Annotated in this window: 23 protein-coding genes; 6 read left to right on the plus strand and 17 right to left on the minus strand. The window is 73.3% G+C overall.

The window, feature by feature from the left end; all coding sequences use genetic code 11:
- The first annotated feature begins 62 nt into the window (after positions 1–62).
- Positions 63–983 (plus strand): phytoene/squalene synthase family protein, encoded by a 921-nt coding sequence (locus PVK37_RS07285; RefSeq protein ID WP_275033004.1) that lies wholly within the window; start codon positions 63–65, stop codon positions 981–983.
- Entirely contained in the window at positions 980–2,182 is a 1,203-nt protein-coding gene (locus tag PVK37_RS07290) for a cryptochrome/photolyase family protein (protein ID WP_275033005.1), read from the plus strand. The genes PVK37_RS07285 and PVK37_RS07290 overlap by 4 nt, the downstream gene beginning before the upstream one ends.
- Positions 2,183–2,194: 12 nt before the next feature.
- On the opposite strand, the gene PVK37_RS07295 is transcribed toward PVK37_RS07290, so the two are convergent.
- Positions 2,195–2,389, minus strand: a complete 195-nt coding sequence (locus PVK37_RS07295; RefSeq protein WP_341483423.1) for a winged helix-turn-helix domain-containing protein — start codon at positions 2,387–2,389, stop codon at positions 2,195–2,197.
- A gap of 525 nt (positions 2,390–2,914) precedes the next feature.
- Here PVK37_RS07295 and PVK37_RS07300 point away from each other — a divergent pair.
- The 3 genes from PVK37_RS07300 (at position 2,915) to PVK37_RS07310 (ending at position 4,939) form a co-directional block, all read left to right on the plus strand.
- The gene (locus PVK37_RS07300) at positions 2,915–3,073 is read left to right on the plus strand and encodes a hypothetical protein (protein WP_275033007.1); all 159 of its coding nucleotides are present in this window, start codon (positions 2,915–2,917) and stop codon (positions 3,071–3,073) included.
- Complete coding sequence (locus PVK37_RS07305) at positions 3,070–3,297, plus strand: hypothetical protein (RefSeq protein WP_275033009.1); 228 nt, start codon at positions 3,070–3,072, stop codon at positions 3,295–3,297. Before PVK37_RS07300 ends, PVK37_RS07305 begins: the two co-directional genes overlap by 4 nt.
- Positions 3,298–3,481: 184 nt before the next feature.
- Positions 3,482–4,939 carry a dihydrolipoyl dehydrogenase family protein gene (locus tag PVK37_RS07310; protein ID WP_275033011.1) on the plus strand — a complete coding sequence of 486 codons (1,458 nt, stop codon included), beginning with the start codon at positions 3,482–3,484 and terminating at the stop codon, positions 4,937–4,939.
- Between the two features lie 70 nt (positions 4,940–5,009).
- Here PVK37_RS07310 and PVK37_RS07315 read toward each other — a convergent pair whose 3' ends face one another.
- Positions 5,010–5,774 carry a crotonase/enoyl-CoA hydratase family protein gene (locus PVK37_RS07315; RefSeq protein ID WP_275033013.1) on the minus strand — a complete coding sequence of 255 codons (765 nt, stop codon included), beginning with the start codon at positions 5,772–5,774 and terminating at the stop codon, positions 5,010–5,012.
- 45 nt (positions 5,775–5,819) lie between these two features.
- Positions 5,820–6,791, minus strand: coding sequence for an EamA family transporter (locus PVK37_RS07320; RefSeq protein WP_275033014.1), 972 nt, complete (start codon positions 6,789–6,791; stop codon positions 5,820–5,822).
- Between the two features lie 145 nt (positions 6,792–6,936).
- Between PVK37_RS07320 and PVK37_RS07325 the strand changes: the two genes are divergently transcribed.
- Positions 6,937–7,791, plus strand: coding sequence for a Rieske (2Fe-2S) protein (locus PVK37_RS07325; protein WP_275033015.1), 855 nt, complete (start codon positions 6,937–6,939; stop codon positions 7,789–7,791).
- 82 nt (positions 7,792–7,873) lie between these two features.
- Here PVK37_RS07325 and PVK37_RS07330 read toward each other — a convergent pair whose 3' ends face one another.
- From PVK37_RS07330 to PVK37_RS07395, 14 genes are all read right to left on the minus strand, one after another.
- On the minus strand, positions 7,874–8,608 hold the full coding sequence (locus tag PVK37_RS07330; protein WP_275033016.1) for a VOC family protein: 735 nt from the start codon (positions 8,606–8,608) through the stop codon (positions 7,874–7,876).
- A 142-nt stretch (positions 8,609–8,750) separates the two neighbouring features.
- Positions 8,751–9,866, minus strand: coding sequence for a LysM peptidoglycan-binding domain-containing protein (locus tag PVK37_RS07335; protein ID WP_275033017.1), 1,116 nt, complete (start codon positions 9,864–9,866; stop codon positions 8,751–8,753).
- Positions 9,867–9,880: 14 nt separating this feature from the next.
- Positions 9,881–10,336 carry a pilus assembly protein TadG-related protein gene (locus PVK37_RS07340; RefSeq protein ID WP_275033018.1) on the minus strand — a complete coding sequence of 152 codons (456 nt, stop codon included), beginning with the start codon at positions 10,334–10,336 and terminating at the stop codon, positions 9,881–9,883.
- Positions 10,333–10,824 (minus strand): TadE/TadG family type IV pilus assembly protein, encoded by a 492-nt coding sequence (locus tag PVK37_RS07345; protein WP_275034993.1) that lies wholly within the window; start codon positions 10,822–10,824, stop codon positions 10,333–10,335. Before PVK37_RS07345 ends, PVK37_RS07340 begins: the two co-directional genes overlap by 4 nt.
- A 38-nt stretch (positions 10,825–10,862) precedes the next feature.
- Complete coding sequence (locus PVK37_RS07350; RefSeq protein WP_275033019.1) at positions 10,863–11,300, minus strand: TadE family protein; 438 nt, start codon at positions 11,298–11,300, stop codon at positions 10,863–10,865.
- A gap of 7 nt (positions 11,301–11,307) precedes the next feature.
- Entirely contained in the window at positions 11,308–11,499 is a 192-nt protein-coding gene (locus PVK37_RS07355; RefSeq protein ID WP_275033020.1) for a hypothetical protein, read from the minus strand.
- A 25-nt stretch (positions 11,500–11,524) separates the two neighbouring features.
- Positions 11,525–12,391, minus strand: a complete 867-nt coding sequence (locus tag PVK37_RS07360; protein ID WP_275034994.1) for a type II secretion system F family protein — start codon at positions 12,389–12,391, stop codon at positions 11,525–11,527.
- Positions 12,391–13,335 carry a type II secretion system F family protein gene (locus PVK37_RS07365; protein ID WP_275033021.1) on the minus strand — a complete coding sequence of 315 codons (945 nt, stop codon included), beginning with the start codon at positions 13,333–13,335 and terminating at the stop codon, positions 12,391–12,393. Before PVK37_RS07365 ends, PVK37_RS07360 begins: the two co-directional genes overlap by 1 nt.
- Entirely contained in the window at positions 13,293–15,080 is a 1,788-nt protein-coding gene (locus PVK37_RS07370) for an ATPase, T2SS/T4P/T4SS family (protein ID WP_341483424.1), read from the minus strand. The genes PVK37_RS07365 and PVK37_RS07370 overlap by 43 nt, the downstream gene beginning before the upstream one ends.
- On the minus strand, positions 15,070–15,870 hold the full coding sequence (locus PVK37_RS07375; RefSeq protein ID WP_275033023.1) for a CpaE/TadZ family protein: 801 nt from the start codon (positions 15,868–15,870) through the stop codon (positions 15,070–15,072). Before PVK37_RS07375 ends, PVK37_RS07370 begins: the two co-directional genes overlap by 11 nt.
- Positions 15,871–15,872: 2 nt before the next feature.
- The gene (locus PVK37_RS07380; RefSeq protein WP_423791013.1) at positions 15,873–16,532 is read right to left on the minus strand and encodes an SAF domain-containing protein; all 660 of its coding nucleotides are present in this window, start codon (positions 16,530–16,532) and stop codon (positions 15,873–15,875) included.
- Positions 16,529–17,434, minus strand: coding sequence for a hypothetical protein (locus PVK37_RS07385; protein WP_275034996.1), 906 nt, complete (start codon positions 17,432–17,434; stop codon positions 16,529–16,531). Before PVK37_RS07385 ends, PVK37_RS07380 begins: the two co-directional genes overlap by 4 nt.
- A gap of 53 nt (positions 17,435–17,487) precedes the next feature.
- Complete coding sequence (locus PVK37_RS07390; RefSeq protein WP_275034997.1) at positions 17,488–18,027, minus strand: hypothetical protein; 540 nt, start codon at positions 18,025–18,027, stop codon at positions 17,488–17,490.
- 526 nt (positions 18,028–18,553) lie between these two features.
- Positions 18,554–19,219: a phosphatase PAP2 family protein gene (locus PVK37_RS07395; protein ID WP_275033024.1), complete on the minus strand. Its 666-nt coding sequence runs from the start codon at positions 19,217–19,219 to the stop codon at positions 18,554–18,556.
- Positions 19,220–19,256: the final 37 nt, after the last annotated feature.

Consider the following 19,256-nt stretch of genomic DNA (forward strand, 5'->3'; position numbering starts at 1 on the left):
GGCGAGCGTACCCTAGGGTTACGAGTTGCGTCGATTGGTGCGTCGATTTCTGAGGAGGGCCGGTGGACACGGATCTTGCCGCTGCCTACGACCGGTGTCGTGAGCTGCACAAGCGACACGGCCGCACCTACTATCTCGCCACCCGGCTGCTGCCCGCTTGGAAACGGCGGCATGTGCACGCCTTGTATGGATTCACCCGGTACGCCGACGAGATCGTCGACCGCACCGAGGACCTGCCCCCCGCCGAGCGCGCCGCCCGGCTGGACGAATGGTCCGCCCGGTTCCTCGCCGGCCTGCACGGCGAACCGGTCGACGACCCGCTGCTCCCCGCCGTGCTGCACACCATCGCCGTGTTCGACCTGGACCGGGCCGACTTCGCGTCGTTCCTGCGCAGCATGGCGATGGACCTGACCGTCACGTCCTACCGCAGCTACGACGACCTGCTCGACTACATGGAAGGCTCGGCCGCCGTCATCGGCACCATGATGCTGCCCATCCTCGGCAGCAGCGCCCCGGCCGCCGCCCGCGAACCGGCCCGGCAGCTCGGCTTCGCCTTCCAGCTCACCAACTTCATCCGGGACGTCGCCGAGGACCTCGACCGGGGCCGCACCTACCTGCCCGACGAGGACCTGGCGAAGTTCGACGTCACCCGACACGATCTGATGGAGGCGAGGGCGCGCGGGCGCACCACCCCCAAGATCCGCGAGCTGATCGAGTACGAGATCACCCGCGCCCAGGCCCACTACGAGGCCGCCGCACCCGGCATCGTGCTGCTCAACCCCGCCTCGCAGGCGTGCATGCGGACCGCGTACGCCCTCTACGGCGGCATCCTCGACGAGGTCGCCGCCCAGGACTGCGACGTGTTCGTCCGCCGGGCCCTGGTCCCGCAGCGGCGTCGGATGGCGGTGGCCGCGACGGCGCTGCTCACCCCGGCCGGTACCCCGGTCACCATCCCCGGGCCGACGGTCGTGCCGGCCCGGTGAGCGGGCGTACCGCGATCGTGCTGTTCACCCGCGACCTGCGGGTGCACGACCACCCGGCGCTCGCCGCCGCCTGCGCCGCGTTCGACCGGGTGGTCCCGCTGTACGTGCTCGACCCGGCCCTCGCCGGCCGGTCCCCCAACCGCACCCGCTTCCTGCACCAGAGCCTCGCCGACCTGCGTGCCGCGCTCCGGGACCGTGGCGGTGACCTGGTGCTCCGGCACGGCGACCCGGTCGCCGAGACGATCCGGCTGGCCGGCGAGGTGGGCGCCGAGGGCGTCGGCCTCTCCGCCGACGTCAGCCGGTACGCCCGCCGCCGCGAGCGCCGGCTGCGCGCCGAGTGCGAACGGCACCGGCTGCACCTGCGGCTCTTCCCCGGCCTCACCATCGTCGAGCCGGGCGCGGTCCGGCCGACCGGCGGCGGCGACCACTACCGGGTGTTCGGCCCCTACCACCGGGCCTGGCTCGGCGTCGCCCGCCGCGCGGAACTCGCCGCGCCGGCCCGGATCACGCTCCCCGACCGGGTACCCGTCGGCCGGCTGCCCGCCCTGCCGCCCGGCGAGTCGCCGCACGCCGCCCCCGGCGGGGAGAGCGTGGCCCGCCGCCGGCTCGACGAATGGCTGCCCACCCTCGACCGGTACGACGACCTGCACGACGACCTGGCCGGCGACGGCACCAGCCGGCTCAGCCCGTACCTGCGGTTCGGCTGCCTGTCCCCGCTGGCGGTGGCGAACCGGGCCGGTGACCCGGGCGGACCCTTCGTCCGGCAGCTCTGCTGGCGGGACTTCTTCTACCAGGCCACCGCCGCCTTCCCCGACATCAACCACCGGGCCTACCGGCGCGGGGCCACCGAGGCGTGGCGGGACGACCCGGACGCGCTGGCCGCCTGGACCGAGGGCCGGACCGGGGTGCCCATCGTGGACGCCGGGATGCGGCAACTGCGCGCCGAGGGCTGGATGCACAACCGGGCCCGGCTGATCACCGCGTCGTACCTGACCAAGCAGCTCGGCCTGGACTGGCGGGCCGGCCTGGCCGTCTTCGACCGCTGGCTGCTCGACGGGGACGTCGCCAACAACGCCGGCAACTGGCAGTGGGTGGCCGGCACCGGCAGCGACACCAAGCCGTACCGCCGCTTCAACCCGTACCGGCAGGCCGAACGCTACGACCCGGACGGCGAGTACGTCCGCCGCTGGACCGGCTGAGGAAGGGGTTTGTCAACGCTGCTCTGCTACCCACAAGCCTCGGCCTTGCAGGCCGACCACCAGGCCACGGTCCTGCAAGATGATCACTGCTCGCTGCACGGTTGTCACGCTGACCTGGTACAGGTCGGACAGCTCGCGGTACGTCGGTAGGCGGTCGCCGGGCGCGTACTCGCCACTCTTGATCCGCGTAGCGATGTCCTCGGCCACCGCACGGTAGCCGCCAGTCGGTATGGGCATGTGGGAAGTTCCTTCGTTCGGCACCCCCATCGGACCACGCCGCTTACCCCACTTCAAGACCTTGCTTGCCTTAGGTACTAAAGGTCTCTAACATCGAGTGGCAGTGGTCCGGTCCTTCGTTCGGCAACGCGGACCCGGACACCGTCCGCCGTGGGAACAGCTGCCGCGCTGCTCCCACGGCGGACGAAACCGCAGCAGGGAAGCTGCTGCGCTCGCCACCACTCATCAATCGGATCTGACCTCCGACCTCTAGGAAGGCAGTGGGAATTGATCTCATTTCTTGCGCTGGGAGTGGTGGCACTGCTGGGCTTTCTCGCCGGCCTGCTTCTGTTCAAGGTCAAGACACGCTGGTGTCGGCGGTGCGGTCGGCCCCGCGACGCTCTGTCCCGGGCAGCGGGGCGCGTACCACCTGGCGATCGGGGTCGCCCAGGTGACGTACCTGCCGCACCGGCCGTTGTTGACCCTCGCGGGTGAGTTCCGGGCGGGACTGTGGTCATGCGGGTGAGGCGGACGCCGTACCTGATCCAGCTCGCCTGGTACACGCTGGAGTTCCACCGGCATCACACGTGTACGCACTGCACCCGCAGCGGCTGGTGTTCGGCCGTGCAGGTCGCCCGGACCCGGCTCACCGCCTGGTACCGGTACCGGCCATGACCGACCGACGCCTGCGGGCCGGTGACCTGATCCACGTCACCACCGCCGCCAGCGTCCAGTTCCGAACCCCGATCATGTTCCGCCTGATCCGGGTCCTCGACCGACCCACCTTCGACGGCTGGCTCTGGCTCGACGGCTACCAGACCAACGACGCAGGCGACGCCACCGCCCGCCGACAGATCTTCGTCCAACCCACCGGCCTACGGAAACTCCTGCCCCGTTGACCATGAAGTTATGGCCCGCGACACGCGGTACCGGGGGCAACAACTTCATGATCAACGCAAGATTGGCGATACGGCGGTGTCGTGCACACCGCGATACCGCCGTATCGCCGGACTCGCGTCGATCAAGGGCCCCGCGCACGTGCCCGGCTGGTCGGGGGGTGGGGCGGTGGGACATGCTGACGGGGTGACGGAGCCGCAGCAGGTGGACGTGATCGTGGTCGGGCTCGGGGTGGGCGGCGAGGAGGTCGCCGGGCGGCTCGCCGAGGCCGGTCTCGACGTCGTCGGCATCGACAACGGACTGGTCGGGGGCGAGTGCCCGTACTGGGGGTGCATCCCCAGCAAGATGATGATCAGGGCGGCCAACGCCGTCGCCGAGGCCCGTCGGGTCAACGGGCTGGCCGGCACCGCCGACGTGCGGCCGGACTGGACGCCGGTGGCCCGCCGGATCCGCGAGGAGGCCACCGCCGACTGGGACGACACGGTGGCGGTCAAGCGGTTCACCGACAAGGGCGGCCACTTCGTCCGGGGCACCGGGCGACTCGTCGGCCCCGGCCGGGTACGCGTCGGCGACCAGGAGTTCCAGGCCCGGCACGGGGTCGTGGTCGGGGTCGGTACCCGGCCGTCCATCCCGCCGCTCGACGGCCTGGCCGGTACGCCGTACTGGACGAACCGCGAGGCGATCGAGGCGGCCGAACTGCCCGGCTCGCTGCTGGTGCTCGGCGGCGGCGCGATCGGGCTGGAGCTGTCCCAGGTCTTCGCCCGGTTCGGGGTACGGGTGACGGTGCTGGAACGCTCCGGCCGGGTGCTCGCCGTCGAGGAGCCGGAGGCGTCCGAGGTGGCCGCCGCCGCACTGCGCGCCGACGGGGTGGAGATCCGGACCGGGGTGGCCGTGGAGCGGGTCGACCACGACGGCAGCGGGTTCACCGTCCGGGCCGGTGGCGGTGCCCGGTTCACCGGGGAGCGGCTGCTGGTGGTCACCGGTCGGCGGGCCCACCTGGACGAACTGGGCCTGGACACGGTCGGTGTCGACGCCGGGCAGCGGTACCTGGCGGTCGACGACCGGATGCGGGTCGCCGGCAGGTTGTGGGCGGTGGGGGACGTTACCGGGGAGGGGGCGTTCACCCACATCGCGATGTACCAGGCGGACATCGTCGTCCGGGACCTGCTCGACCAGGTGCGGCGGGCGGCCGGCGTACCGGACGCCAGCGGCACCGCCAGCGCGGTGGGCGGGGCGGTCGGCGCGGCCAGCACGGTCGGCGGCACGGGCGGCGTGCCCCGGGCCGACTACCGGGCGCTGCCCCGGGTCACCTTCACCGACCCGGAGATCGGCGCGGTCGGCCTGACCGAACAGCAGGCCCGGGACCGGGGCATCAACGTCCAGGTCGGGTACGCGGCACTGTCGTCGTCCACCCGGGGCTGGATCCACCAGGTCGGCGACGGCGGGTTCATCAAGCTCGTCGCGGACGCCGACCGGGGCGTACTGGTCGGCGCGACCTCGGCCGGGCCGGCCGGCGGCGAGGTGCTGTCCGGGCTGGTGGTGGCGGTGCACGCGGCCGTGCCGGTCAGCCAGCTCCGACACATGATCTACGCGTACCCGACCTTTCACCGGGCCATCCAGACCGCGCTGAACGACCTCGGCTGATCATCCGTCGGCCCGTCCCTCGGCCGGGTCGCCGTTCATCCGTCGGCCCGTCCCTCGGCCGGGTCGTCGTTCATCCGTCGGCCGGGTCGCCGTGCCGGCCGGCACCGGCGGTGAAGCGGCGGACGCCGGTGGTGGCCTCGGTGAGCGAGTCCAGGCCGTAGGCCAGCTCGACCGCCAGCGCCTCCGGCTCCGGGCGGCCCGCGCCGGCCAGCACCGCGGCCCGGTCGTTGCGCAGGCACCGCTGCGGCGCGCCGGCGATCCCGGCGGCCAGCCGCTCCGCCTCCGTACGGGCGGTGCCCGGCGCGACCAGCCGGTTCACCAACCCCATCGCGTACGCCTCGTCGGCCGGCACCGGGCGGCCGGTGAGGATCAGGTCCATCGCCCGGCTCTGGCCGATCAGCCGGGGCAGCCGGACCGTCCCCCCGTCGACCAACGGCACCCCCCACCGTCGACAGAAGACCCCGAACACCGCGTCGGACTCGGCCACCCGCAGGTCACACCAGAGCGCCAGTTCCAGGCCGCCGGCCACGGCGTACCCGGAGACCGCGGCGATCACCGGCTTGGACAGGGTCATCCGGGTCGGACCCATCGGGCCGTCCCCCTCCGGTTCGACCCGGTTGCCGGACGGCGTACCGATGGCCTTCAGGTCGGCACCCGCGCAGAAGCTGCCGCCCGCCCCCCACAGCACGGCCACCGCGGCCGTCGGGTCGGCGTCGAAGGCGCGAAACGCGTCGGCGAGCGCCCGAGCGGTCGGGCCGTCGACGGCGTTGCGGGCCGCCGGCCGGTCCAGGATCACCGTGGTCACCGGTCCGTCGCGTTCGACCCGTACGCCCATCGGACCAGGATGCCGCCCGCCGCGACCGTGCGCCAGACGACCTGGTCAGGGGTGGTGGTCGGCGGGCTCGGAGCGGTGGCCGGGGGTGGCGCGGGCCGGTGCCTCCCGCGGTTCTGCGGCGCGGACCAGGGTGGCGCCGAGGGCGGCGGCGACCACGCAGGCCACGCCGAGGAACTGCGGCCAGGCCAGCAGTTCGCCGAGCAGCACCAGGCCGACCAGCGCGCCGATCGCCGGTTCGAGGCTCAGCAGCACCGCGAAGACCCGGGGCGGCATGCGCCGCAGGGCGGCCATCTCCGCCGAGTACGGCACCACCGACGACAGCAGCGCCACGCCCACGCCGAGCAGCAGGATCCACGGGTCGAGCAGCGCGGTGCCGCTGCCGGCCACCCCGAACGGCAACACCGCCACAGCCCCGACGGCCATGCCGAGGGCCAGCCCCCGGGTGCCCGGCACCCGCTGGCTGACCGCGCCGCCGAGCACCACGTACCCGGCCCAGCCGACCGCGCAGGTCACGCAGAACAGCAGGCCCAGGCCGTCCACCCCGGTACCGCCCAGCCCGCTGATGAGCAGCACCCCACCGCCGGCCAGCACCGCCCAGGCCGCGTCGAGCAGCCGACGGCTGCCGGCCAGCCCCACCAGCAGTGGACCGGCGAAGCCGATGGTCACCGCCACGCCCAGCGGCACCCGGTGCAGCGCGGCGTAGAAGCTCAGGTTCATCAGCGCCAGCATCAGCCCGAACCCGACCACCAGCCCGCCGGTACGCCAGCCCAGCCGCAGCCCCGGACGGGTGACCGCGAGCAGGATCAGCGCCGCGAAGCCGAGCCGCAGCGTGGTCGTACCACCCGGGCTGGTGGTGCCGAACAGCTGTTTCGCCACCGCCGCACCGAGCTGGGTGGAGAACATGCCCAGCAGCATCAGCAACGGCGGTGGCACCGCGTCGGGGCGACCGACCGCCGCGACCAGCCGGGCGGCGACGGTGGCGGGGGCCGGCTCCGGCCGGAGGACGTGCGCGTACATGCCTGCCACCATTCCCTCCGCCGGTGGGCTGACGCGACCGGATTCTTCACCATCCGGATGCCCCCGGTCGACCCTCGGTACGCCCGGCGGCGGGTTCGTCCCCACCGCCCGGTTTGCCACCTCACGTAGCGGGAAGTCGGTACGGGTGCGAGCACTCACGACGAAGATCGAGCAGACGTCGGCCCTGGACCGGGTCGGTGACCGACTCCAGCGGGCGGTCCAGGCCACCCTCCGTCCGCAGCGGGTGCGTGACCTGCTGCACGGGGTGTGGCTCGGGCACCCGCTGCACCCGGCGATGGTGCAGGTGCCGGTCGGTGCCTGGATCAGCACCGCCGTCCTCGACCTGATGCCCGGCCAGCAGCGTGCCGCGACCACCCTGGTCACGGTCGGTACGGCCAGCGCCCTGCCGGCGGCGGTCGCCGGGTGGAACGACTGGGCGGCGCTGTCCCGGGACCAGCGGCGGGTGGGGCTGGTGCACGCCGCGTCCAACTCGGTGGGTCTGGTGTTGTACGCCGGCTCGATCGCCGCCCGGCTGACCGGCCGGCACCGTCTCGGCCGGACGCTGGCGTACCTCGGGCTGGGGGCGGCGAGCGCCGGCGCGTACCTGGGCGGGCACCTGGCGTACAAGCAGGGCGCGCAGGTCAACCAGAGTGTCTCCGAGGCGCACCTGATCGGCGAGGGTTGGCACCCGGTGGCCGACCTGGCCGCCCTGCCCGAGCGGAAGCTGGTGACCCGCGAGATCGACGAGGTGTCGGTGATCCTCTACCGGCACGGTGACGACGTCACGGTGATGCTGGAGCGGTGCCCGCACCAGAGCGGTCCGCTGAGCCGGGGCGAGGTACGCGAGATCGACGGGCACCCCTGCGTGGTGTGTCCGTGGCACGGCAGCGCCTTCCAGCTCAACAGCGGTGGCAAGGTGGTGCACGGCCCGGCTGCCAACGACCAGCAGGTGCTCGCCACCCGGGTCGTCGACGGTGTCCTCCAGACCCGGTTGTCCTGAGGCACGACCCGGTTGTCCTGAGCAGGACCCGGCTGTCCTGAGGGCACGACCCGGCTTGTCCGGTGGTTGACGAGGGGCCGGGTCAGCCCGGGGCGAGGAGGCAGAATTCGTTGCCCTCCGGGTCGGCCAGGACCGTCCACGGGACGTCCCGGTCCAGGTCGACGGCGGTGGCCCCGAGAGCCCGCAGGCGGGCCGCCTCGGCCGCCGGGTCGTCACCCGGGTAGGGGCGCACGTCGAGATGGACCCGGTTCCATCCGGTCTTCACGTCGGGGGTGCGGACAAACCGCAGGTACGGGCCGACGTTCCTGGCGGAGCGCAGCACCGCCTGCTGGTCGGTCACCTCGTGCAGGGTCCAGTCCATGGCCTCGCCCCAGAAGCGGGCCATGACCGGCGGATCCGCGCAGTCGACCACGACCGAGGCGATCGGGCCGGTGTCCCGGTAACGCGGTCCGGGGTCCAGCACGCAGAACTCGTTGCCCTCCGGGTCGGCCAGGACCGTCCACGGCACGTCACCCTGGCCCACGTCGGCGGGGGTCGCGCCGAGTTCGTTCAGGCGCGCGAGCAGTTCCGCCCGATGGGCCGCCGAGGTGGTGGCGAGATCGAGGTGTACCCGGTTCTTCACCGTCCTGGGTTCCGGGGAGACGACGAGGTCGAGGCAGACAGCGGTCGGGTCGGGGTAGACGAAGCCCTCGGGTTCGAGGTTGGTCACGCCGGGTCCCTCGCTGGACACGCCCCAGCCGAGCACCTCCGCCCAGAAACCGCCCAGCGCGGAGTCGTCCCGAGCCTTCATGTTGACCTGAACGAGCCGGGTTGCCATGCCGGTGATGCTAGGACCTGGGTGGAGTCGGTGGGGCCCCGAGCCGGCTTGACCGTCCGTCACCCGTACCGGTACTCGACCCTGGCGGCTTCGCCTGCGCGGCCGAGTGGAATGCGCCGGCCGGGGACACCCGACACCGGGTTCAACGGCGGTGCCGGCCGCTGGTCAGGGCCCGGGTGCCGCCGCCGGACGGTGTGGGACGGCGGCGCAGCCCGAGTACGGCACCGATCTGCGCGCCGACGATGCTCGCCACCGCCAGTACGGCCGAGACCGCCAGCGGTCGGTTGACCCGGTCCTCCGGGCCGGGGCGGGCCGCTCCGACGGTCATCGGGGGCGCTTCCTCCTGCGGCCAGTCCGTGGTCGGCGGCTCGGTCGTCCGGTCGGGCGTGCCCCGCTCCGGAACGATCTGCTCCGGAGCGCCCTGGTCCGGTGCGGTCCCGTCCGGGGCGATCTCGTCGGGGGCGGGCGCGGCCGGGGGTGGGGTCGGTCGCGGGCTCGGCCGGTCGACCAGCCGTCCGGTGGCGTGCGGCCGGACGCCACCGTCGTCGGCCTGCTGCGGCAGCTTCAGCAACTGGCCCGGGTGGATCCGGTCCGGGTCGCCGAGCTTGTTCAGCTTCACCAGGACCCGGTAGCTCTGGAAGTCCTCGAGGTAGCGTTCGGCGACCTCACCGAGGTAGTCGCCCTTCGCCACCCGGTACACGTGGGTCTGGTCGACCGGCGCGGCCACCCCCCGGGCGACCGGGGTGGTCGGCGCCTGGCCGGTGCTGGACTGCGCTGCCATGGTCATCGGGGCCGGCCCTGACAGGGCCGCCGGGGCGGACCCGATCGACGCCGGGGCCGCGTACGTGGACCCGTAGACCGCGGTGGCCGCGGTCGCCGCCGGGCTGGCCGCGATGATCAGGGCGACCGAGCCGACCAGTGCCGCTGCCGCCCGCTGCTGGTTGCGCATCCCGGGCAGCTTGGGGGTGGGCCGGCGCAGCACCTGCGCGACCAGCTCCACCAGGACGGAGAAGGCGAAGGTGGCCCACCCGAACCAGCCGAGCACCGCCAGCGCCCGCAGGAAGAGCTGCCCGTCGTCCCGGCTGGTCAGCGCCGTACCGATGCTGTCCAGCGTGGGCAGCTCGGCGGGCAGCGGGTTGCCGGCGAGCGCGACGAGGGCGATCGGGGCCCCGACCAGCACCGCGCAGAGCACGACGAGGGAGCCGAAGCCGGTGATGACCTGGCCGGCCCGCCGGGCGGCGGAACGGGATGCGGCCATGGGCGGCCTCCTTCCTACGGTCCGGTGATGGCGCGTGCGGTCGCCTCGCCGGAGACGGTCACGGAGTCGGTGAGGTCGAACAAGCCGAGCAGGTACCTGTCGTAGGTGAGGGTGAGCTGGACGGTGATGAGCTTCTCGCCGTCGACGACGGGGAAACTCACCGAGTGGTCGGCGACCCCGGCGGCGGCGAGGTAGCTGTTGACGGCGGTGGTGGCGGCGGCCTCGTCGATCTCCTTGGGTCCACCGTTGATCGCCTGGGCGCGGTCGATGGCCTGGCCGCCGGTCCGGGCCGCCTCGGCGGCCAGGTTGTCGGCCCGGTGCATGGTGCGCAGCTGTCCGGCCCCGTCGAAGGCCAGGCCGATGATCATGAGTACGCCGACCATGGACACCGCGAGGAAGAGGCTCACCCGGCCCCCGTCCCGGGGCGGGCCCGGTCGGCTGGGCAGCGTTTGCCCCCGTCGGCGGCTCATCCCCGGCTCCGGTAACTGTCCAGCGGCGAGGTGAACCGCGCCGAGACGGTCCGGCCGGCCGGCATCCCCGGCAGGCTCGACAGGTGGATGTCGGCGAACGTCACCGTGCAGGTGACCTGCACGGTGACGGCGGCCGGCACCCCCGGTGCCGCCGAGTACGCCGCGTCGAAGCTGGTCGCCGACCCGCCGACCGAGCCGGTGAAGGCGAGCGTCGGCGGGGCCACGCAGTCGAGCCGCTGCCAGTTGAGCTGCTGCGCGGCGGCCGACCGCGCGGCGGTCCGGGCGCTGTCGGTGTCCCGGGAGATCGAGGCGGCGCGGGCGGCGTCGTGCGCGGCGGCCTGGATCGCCTCCGCCCCCACCGCCGTCCGTCCGGCCACCCCGGCCAGCACCATCAGGGCGATGAAGGCCGGCGCGAGGATGGCGACCTCCACCGACACCGAACCCCGGTCACCGTCCCGGCGGCGTCGCGCCGGGCCACGCCGGTGCAGTCCGGGCACCGGCGACCGGCGGGCGGCGGGTCGGCGGGTCACGGGCCGACCACCCAACGCTCCACCGTGCCGTGGGCGGTCTGCGACACCGTGAAACTCATCCCCGGTACGAGCGACAGCGGCTTGCCGGTCACCGTGCAGGTGACCTCGGTGGCTCCGGTGACACAGCTGGACTCCGCGTCGGCCAGCCAGTCCCCGGCGGCGGCCAGGAAGGCGCCGGCCCGTTCCGCACCGGCCCCGGCCGGAGCCTGGTGGACGCGTTGCGCGTTCACCCCGCTCTGGGCGGCGTGCAGCGCGGTGCTGCGGGCCAGGAACCAGGCGGCGACCTGGATCGAGCCGAACAGCAGTAGCAGGATCGCCGGCATGACGATGGCCAACTCGACCGGGTTGGCCCCCCGGTCCCGGCCACCGGACACGATCCGGTGCCGGACGGCGGCAGCCGCCCGGCGACCGGTTGCGGACAATCGCTGGCGCATGGCTCGGTTACGGGGTCGGGATGCTGTTCATCCAGAGGTTGGCGCGCGAGGTGGCGAGGACGGTGATGGCAGCGGCGAGCACCGCCAGACCGCCGATGATGATGGCGGTGGGGACCGGGCTGTCACCCCGGTCGCTCTCGTCGCGCAGTTCGGCCAGGTGCGTGCTCAGCGCGACATGCAGGCGGGTGAAGAGGGGCATCGGGTTCTCCTTCGGGTTGTCGGGGTCAGAGGCGACTGACGAACGGGTAGGCGATGAAGCCGAGCAGGACGAAGACGAGCAGCGAACCGGGGATGTCGAGCCGAGTGGTGATTCCCTCGGCGCGGGCGAGATTGTCCGTACGGATCTGGTCGCGTAGGGCGTCGGCGCGGCTGCGCAGGGTCTCGTGCACCTGCGCGCCCTCGCTGCCCGAGGAACGCATGATCGCGCCGACGTCCCCCAGCTCCGGGATGCCGATCTTCTCGGCGAGATCCCGCAGCTCCTCCCAGGGGGAGTGCATCTGCATCTGGGCGATCCGCAGCGCCTCCTGGATCCGCTCGAAGACCCAGCCGTCACAGATCTCGGCCGCCCGTTCCAGTGACTGCACCGGCCCGTGCGCGGCGGACAGTTGCAGCGCCACCAGGTCCAGGTAGGTGCAGACCGCCAGGCGGAACTCCTCCCGGGCCCGAGCGGCCTTCTGGAGCACCGACCGGTGGGCGGCGAGGGCGAACAGGAACGCCGTCCCCAGGCTGCCGATCACCGGTACGACGAACGGCAGCGAGGTTCCGGCGGACACGAGGGCCACGGTCAGCATGGTCGGCGCAGCGAGGCCGATCAGGGCGGAGAGGAGTACGGAGAGCGCGTACTGCTCGGGGGTCTGGCCGATCAGGGCGAGCTGCCGGTGCGGCGGGCGCAGCCAGCGGGCCGTACCGGTCAGCCACTCCGCACTCCGGGGGGCCGTGCCCGGCCGGGTGACGCTCGGCGGCTGGTGCAGCCGGCGCAGCGCCGGACCGAGCGCCGGGGTGGCCGGCAACAGCTCCCGGATCACCAGGAAGACCCCGAACCCGACCGCCGCGCCGCCGCTGACGGCGAGGGTGAGCTGCCAGTTGAGGATCATGCGAGCGCGTCCTCCGGGTCCGGGGCGGGCAGGAAGCGCGTCGGCGTCGGTGGCTGGCTCATCGCGCGAACCCAGACCAGCAGCGCGACGAACGCGGCACTGAGCACGGCCATCACGAGCTGCCCGGTCGGCGTTCCGTACGGGCGGATGTAGTCGGTGTTGACCAGCCCGTACGCGATGGTCGCCAGGGTCATCCCGGTGAGGAACCGGACCGCGAACCGGGGCTGGACACGTTTGGCCTCGATCTCCCGGCGGGTCGCCACCTCGGCCGCCGCGGCACCCGCGATCGAGCCCAGCACGTCGCCGAGGCGTTCCCCCCGGTCGGTCAGGTGCAGGATCAGCGCCGCCACCACCTGGTCGGCGACCGGGTCGCCGATGTCGTCGGCGAAGGCGAGCAGCGCCGGCCGGGCCAGCCAGCCGGCCTGGAGCCGGGCGGCGAGCAGACGCACCTCCTCCTCGATCTGCGGTGGCGCGGTGGCGATCGTGCCGATGATGGCCTGCTGGAGGCCCTGCCCGGTGGCGGAGATGTCCTTGAGTCGGCGGGTCCACTCGCCGACCGCCTCGATCCGGGCGATGGCCCGCTGCTCGGCCCGGCCGACCGAGAACAGCCACGGGGTGCCCGGCACCGCCACGGCGACCAGTAGCCCGACCACCGGCAGCCCGGTGAGCAGGAAGGCCACCGCGCCGGCCACCGCCGCACCCACCAGCAGGGCCTGGTGGCGTTGCCGTTCCTGCCGGCTGGTGCCGGAGCCCTGCCACAGCCGGCGCAGACCCGGCCCGCCCCTGCCCGGCCGGTTGCCCGGCGGGCGGGTGGTGCCGACCAGCGCCACCACCGCCAGGACCAGCCCGGCCACGCAGGCCGCCCCGGAGACCATGGCGATCAGCTCGATGTTCGCGATCACCGTCGGACCCCCAGCCGGGTGTGCCGGGCCCGTCGCCACGCCCCAGTGCCGGCCTCGATGTACCGGCTGAGCAGCCGGGCGTCGTAGCCGACCCGGAGCAGGTGCTCGCGGACCCGTTCGGGCAGGTGCTTCGGCACGGCCCGGCCGTCCGGCCCCGGACCGAAGACCTCCGTGGTGGTGATCCGGTTGCCCTCGCCGGCCCCGATGACCTCCTCCACGTGGGAGACGAACCGGTGTTTCCGGCCGCCGATCGCGGTCTCGTCCTCGACGGTGACATAGACGATCAGGTCCAGCGCGTTGCCGGCCATCCGGCGGGCCTGGTCGACGGTCATCTCCCGGCCGTGCGACAGCGCCAACTCGATGATCCGTTCGGTGACCCCGGCCGGGGTGCGGGCGTGGATGGTGCACATCGAGCCCCGGCTGGTGGTCATCGCCTGGAGCATCGGCACGATCTCCCGGGACCGCACCTCGCCGACCACGATCCGCAGCACACCCATCCGCAGCGACACCGGGATCAGGTCGGCGATGCTGACCTCACCGGCCGGCCGGCCGTCCAGGCCGCGTTCGCCGTGCCCCTCCCGGGCCTCGAAGCTCATCACCGCCCGGTGCTTGATGTCCCGCCGGGCGGGCAGCAGCTCGCGGCTCTCCTCCAGCAGCACGAACGGCTCGTCCGGCGGGATCTCGTCCATCAGCGCCCGGACCACGGTCGTCTTGCCGGCACCGGCCAGCCCGGCGACCATGATGTTCAGCCCGGCCCGCATGGCCGCGCGGAGGAAGTCGCGGAGCAGGACGTCGATCATCTCGTCCAGGTCGCCCCGGAAGCCGGCGATGTCGTCCAGGCTCACGTCCAGGGTGTTGTGCTTACGGATCACCGCGTATGGGCGGCGGCTGACCAGGTAGACGGCGGCGAGCCGGCTGCCGTCGGGTAGTTGCAGGTCCAGGGTGGGTTTCGAGGTGGACAGCGACCGCTCGGTGGCCCCGGCCCGGCGGGCGGCGGCCTGGAGGATCTCCACCAGTTCCTCGTCGCTGTCGGCGATCGGGTCCACCCAGTCGACGCCACCGCCGTGCCGGGTGACGCGTACCTGGTCGCAGCCGAGGATGTGCACCTCCTCGATGGTCTGGTCGACCAGCAGCGTCTGGAGCCGACCGAGCCCCACCAGCTCGGCGGTCACCTGGTTGAGCAGGTGCCGCTCCTCGTCGGCGGTGAGCGGTGTGCCGGCCCGGCGTACCGAGTCGGCGTACTCGGAGACCACGGCCACGGCGATCCGGGCCCGTTCCACGTCCTCCTCGGCGACGCTGAACTCCCGGCCGCGCTGCCAGAGGGTGAGCCGTTCGCTCAGCTCCCGGCGCAGCTCGCGGACCAGGGTGAAGTCGACCCGGGGGCGGGGTGCCGTGGTCGGCCCGGGGGGTGGGGCCAGCGCCACCCCGTTGGCGGTCCCCGGCCGGTGCCGCCCGTTCGGGCCGGCCGGCGGAGCGTGCCCGTTCGCCCCGCCGGCGGCCGGACGACCGTTCGGCGCGGCCGGATGCGGGTGCCCGTTCGGCACCGCGCGGACCTGCCCGTTGGGGCCGTGCTGCCCGTTGGCGTTGGGGCCGTGCTGCCCAGTCGGCCCGTGCTGCCCGTTGGGGCCGTGCTGGCCGTGCTGGGCGGGAGGGCCGGGCGGGCCGTGCTGGGCGGGAGGGCCGGGCGGGTGGCGGTGACCGTTCGCCGGGGCCAGTGGCGGGGTGACCGAGGTGGCCGAGGGCGGCTGGCTACGCGGATCGTGGGAGACCGGCTCAAACCGCATGCGGCACCCCCTGGCCGGCCGGCCAGCTCAGCCGGGCCCGCCGCCGGTCGAGCAGGGTGCCGACCGGGACCTCCAGCGCACCGGCCGCGCGCATCAGCGGGCTCCTGGCCCGCACCGTGCCGCCCAGGCTGAGCACCCCGGCGGTACGCGGGTCGTGCGGCAGCCGGGCGATCACCGGTACGCCGAGGGTCTTGCTGATCTCGCCGTTGGGGTGGCCGTCGCCGACCACCAGCAGGCGTACCGAGCCGGCCGGCACCCGGTGCTCGGTGAAGTCCCGTTCCATGGCCCGCAGCAGCGACCGGGTCGCGGAGATGTCGGGCAGCGTGGCCCGGGTGACCACCAGCACCACCGCGGCGGCCCGCAGCACCGGCCACGGCGCGCCGACCACGGCCAACCGGCCACAGTCGACCAGTACGTCGTACGGTGGGGTGCCCTGCTCCAGCTCGCCGAAGAAGTCCGCGAACCGCTGCCAGAGCGGGATGACACTGCCGGCCTGGGCCGGCTCGACCACGCCCGGCAGCAGCAGCCGTTCCCGCTTCGGGGCGTCCAGGTCGACGAGCTGCGACCAGAACATCGACTCCAGGTTCCCGTCGCGCAGCTCGCCGACGGCCAGTTCGCCGATGCCCCGGGGACCGTCCAGCACTCCGCCGAGGTAGCCGGCGAGCACCGAACCGCCCGCCGGATCACACTCGGCCAGCACCAGCCGGCGGTGCCAGCTCAGCGTGCAGGCCAGCGCCGAGGCGGTCACCCCGGGCGAGCCCTTGGCCGAGGCCAGCGCGATGATCGCCATGGTCAGACCGATCCGGTCAGCACGAGGGCGACCCGCTGTTCCGCGGCGAGCGCCACCACCGCCGGCACGTCCCGTACGGAGATCGCCAGGTAGACCACCACGGTGGTGCTCTCCGGGCGGTCGCTGTCGATGACGGTCCCGGTGAACCGGGTGACCGAGGTGCTCGTCCGGCCGTCGGTGTTCTTCGTCGGGGTGCTGACCAGCAGCACCTTGTCGCCGGGACGGAGTTCGCGGGCCGGTACCGCGCTGGGCTTGAGGCCCAGGGCGATCTGCTGCTGGCCGGGGCCGAGCAGCGGCTGGTCGGTGAGCTGGGCCTCGGTGACCAGGGTGCCCGGGGTGAGGGTGACCGCCGCCCGCTTGCCGAGCACCTCGTCGATCCGGCCGGCCCGGATCGGCTTCAGGCCCTGCCCGCCGGCCACCTGGACCGACATCAGGTCGTCCTGGCTGAGCACGGTGCCCACCTCGACGGTGCGGGCGACCGCCAGGTACGTCCCGGTGGCCCGGACCGAGGTGACCGCGAAGGCCGCCCCGAGGCCGCCCAGCGCGATCAGCAGCACCGCCAGCCCGAGCAGGCCGGGGCGCATCCGGCGCTGCCGGACCACCTTCGGCGGGGCGATCGGGGCGTCCACCGGCCCCGGCCCGTTGCGCGTCGCCAGGCTCACTCGGTCACCACCTGAAGTTCGTTGATCTGGATCTCTACGTCGTTGCTGGTCCGGGTGACCGGGATGTCGCCGGACTGGCCGCCGCCGACCCAGTGCACGTTCCAGTGGGTGGTGGCGTTGATCCGGTACGTGCCGGCCTTCGGGTAGCCGTTCGGGAGGCCGCAGTCCGGGGAGGGCCGGCCGGCGTACGGGCCGGAGGTCGAGTACGGCGTGCCCGGTCCGGAGCAGGTGACGGTCTCCTTGTTGCCCATGTCCCAGACGACCCTGGTGACCTTGGCGGTGATGGTGACGCTCACCCCGCCCTCGGTGTCGCTGGCGGTCAGCGCCGGGTCCCCGAAGTAGTTCCGCCCCGGGCTGGCCCACAGCCAGACGGGCAGCCCGACCAGGCCGGGACCCTGGCTCTTGCGCGGGGCCACCGAGATGCGCGGCTTGAGCAGGTCGATGGAGGCGAGCAGCCGCAGCGCGATCTCCTCCGGGTCCGGCGGCGCGCCGAAACCGGGCGGCGGGGCGTCCCGCAGGACCAGATCCTGTGAGCCGAGGTCACCGCCGTTGCAGGTCCGCACGTACCACTGCTGGCCCTCCGGGGTGTCCTCCGGCTGGGGTTGGGCGAGCTTGTAGTAGCAGCCGTCGCTGTTGTTGAACCAGCCGAGGACGTCGTCGTAGCAGGGGATGACCCGGCCGTTCCACTGGCACTTGCCGGCTCCGCCGCCGTTGTTGCCGCCGTCGTCACCGTCACCGTCGCCCGGGTCGCCGGGATTTCCGGTGCCCGGCTCGTCGTCCCAGACGTTGCAGTCGGTCTGGCCGATCGGGCACTCGGCGCCCGGGTCGGCGACGGCGGGCGGCGGGGCCTGGGTGACCACCAGCAGCGCGGCGACCAGGGTGGCGAGCAGGGCGGGCACCAGCCGGGGCGGTGTCCCGACCCGCTGCCGGGCCGGGACACCGCCGCCTCCCCAGGTCAGCACGGCTGGTCCTCGTGTGCGACGCCGACGTTGATCAGCCAGCGGCCGTCCGGGTAGCGGCTCGCGGTGGCCGTGGCGAGGTGCCGCCCGGAGCCGGTACCGGGGACCGCCTTGCGGGTCTTGGCGTAGACCAGCTTGTAGTTCGTCGCGTCGAGACAGTCCTGGATCTCCACGGTGGCCGGGACGGTGTCCAGGCTGACCGCGGTGACGGTCGGGTCGGAAACGAGCGTTCCGGTACGCATGGCACCGTGCTCCTTCGCGTCGCGAATTGTCAGCCGCACCCTGGTCAGTAGCGGATCTGCCAGGTATTTGGCCAGGTCGGGATGGTGTGGATCACTTCGGGCGCTGGCCGTCCGGGATGCCGCCAGATATCCGGCGTATGCCGCGAGAGCCGCTTTCTCCGCCGCCGCCTCCGCTGCTTTCCGGTCCTCGGTCGCAGTCGGTGCCCGGCCCGTGGTGGCCCGCCCCGATTGCTCCGGATCCGTACCGCAGGCGGCCCCGGAGCCGATCACCACGAGCGCGACGACGCCGGCCATCCATTGCCTGAGCTGCCGTGCGCGCACCGCCGCCCTCCTCGATGGGGAGCTCGTCCGGCCGGTTTCCGGGTATGCGGCAGCGTGTCCGGATGCCCCGGTCCGGATTGTTTGATCATCTATTGGTATTTGCGAGTACGGATACTGGTTGGTTCTTTCCGGCACCTGGTCCCGATTGTCGGGCTGTGTGTCCGTGTCGACTGTTGGTCCCACCCAAGGGGCGAGCATAGGCTGACGACAGCCGATGCAACAGAGGCAATTGGTACGAATACTCTGCGTCACGAGGGGTGGGGTGGGGCCGGGATGATTCCGTACCGGCCGAGGGGCCCCGGCGGGGCCGGCCGGCCGCCCAGCCGGGGCGACCACCCCCGGCGCGGTGTCCCGCCGCGTAGGCCGTACGGGACAACGGATCCGCTGCGCGGGGTCGCCGGAGCCCGGCGACCGTCCGGGGTGCCCGGGGTGGTGACGGCGGTGCCGCCCCGGGCCGGCGGGCGTGGCTCAGGTCACCGCGACCAGCACGAACTGCCGATCATGAAACTACTTTCCGTATCGGGCTCGGCGGGGCGTCCCGGTGCTGGCTCCGGCGCTGCGGCAGGCCGGTCAGGGGCAGCACGAGCGCCGTGACGACCAGCGCGCCGAGCAGGACGCCCCCCACCACGTCGTGCGGGTAGTGCACCCCCACGAAGACCCGGGAAGCGGCGGCCAGCAGGGCCAGCGGTACGGCCAGCAGCCCCAGCCGGGGCCAGAGCAGGACGGTACCGGTGGCGAGCGCCCCGGCGATGGTGGAGTGGTTGCTCGGGAAGGACCAGTCACCGACCGGTGGGCAGTGGCCGGCGACGATCACCAGGTCGGTCAGGTCCCGGCACGGGCGTTCCTGGTCCACCACGGTCTTGAACCACTCGCTGAGCCCGTACGCGAGCACCACCGCCACCGGGGCGACCAGCGCCGCCGCGCGGTGCCTGGTGGTCCGGGCCGACGGCGGGCCGATCCCTGCCGCCTGCGGCGCGCCGCGGAAGTACCGCCAGGCCGCCGCCATGAGCAGCAGGCCGAGCAGCACCACCGAGCCCTCGGTGAAGTGCGCGGCGAACCACTGCACCGGCTCCGGGCTGCCGTCGGCGAACTCGACGACGTCGGTGTACCACTCGGCGCTGAACCCGGGCACCCCCGCCGTCACGTCGACCATGTCTGACCTCATCAACTGCTCATACCCCCTTCGCGACCCCTCGATCGTC

It is taken from the genome of Micromonospora cathayae (genome assembly GCF_028993575.1).
GTDB lineage: Bacteria > Actinomycetota > Actinomycetes > Mycobacteriales > Micromonosporaceae > Micromonospora > Micromonospora cathayae.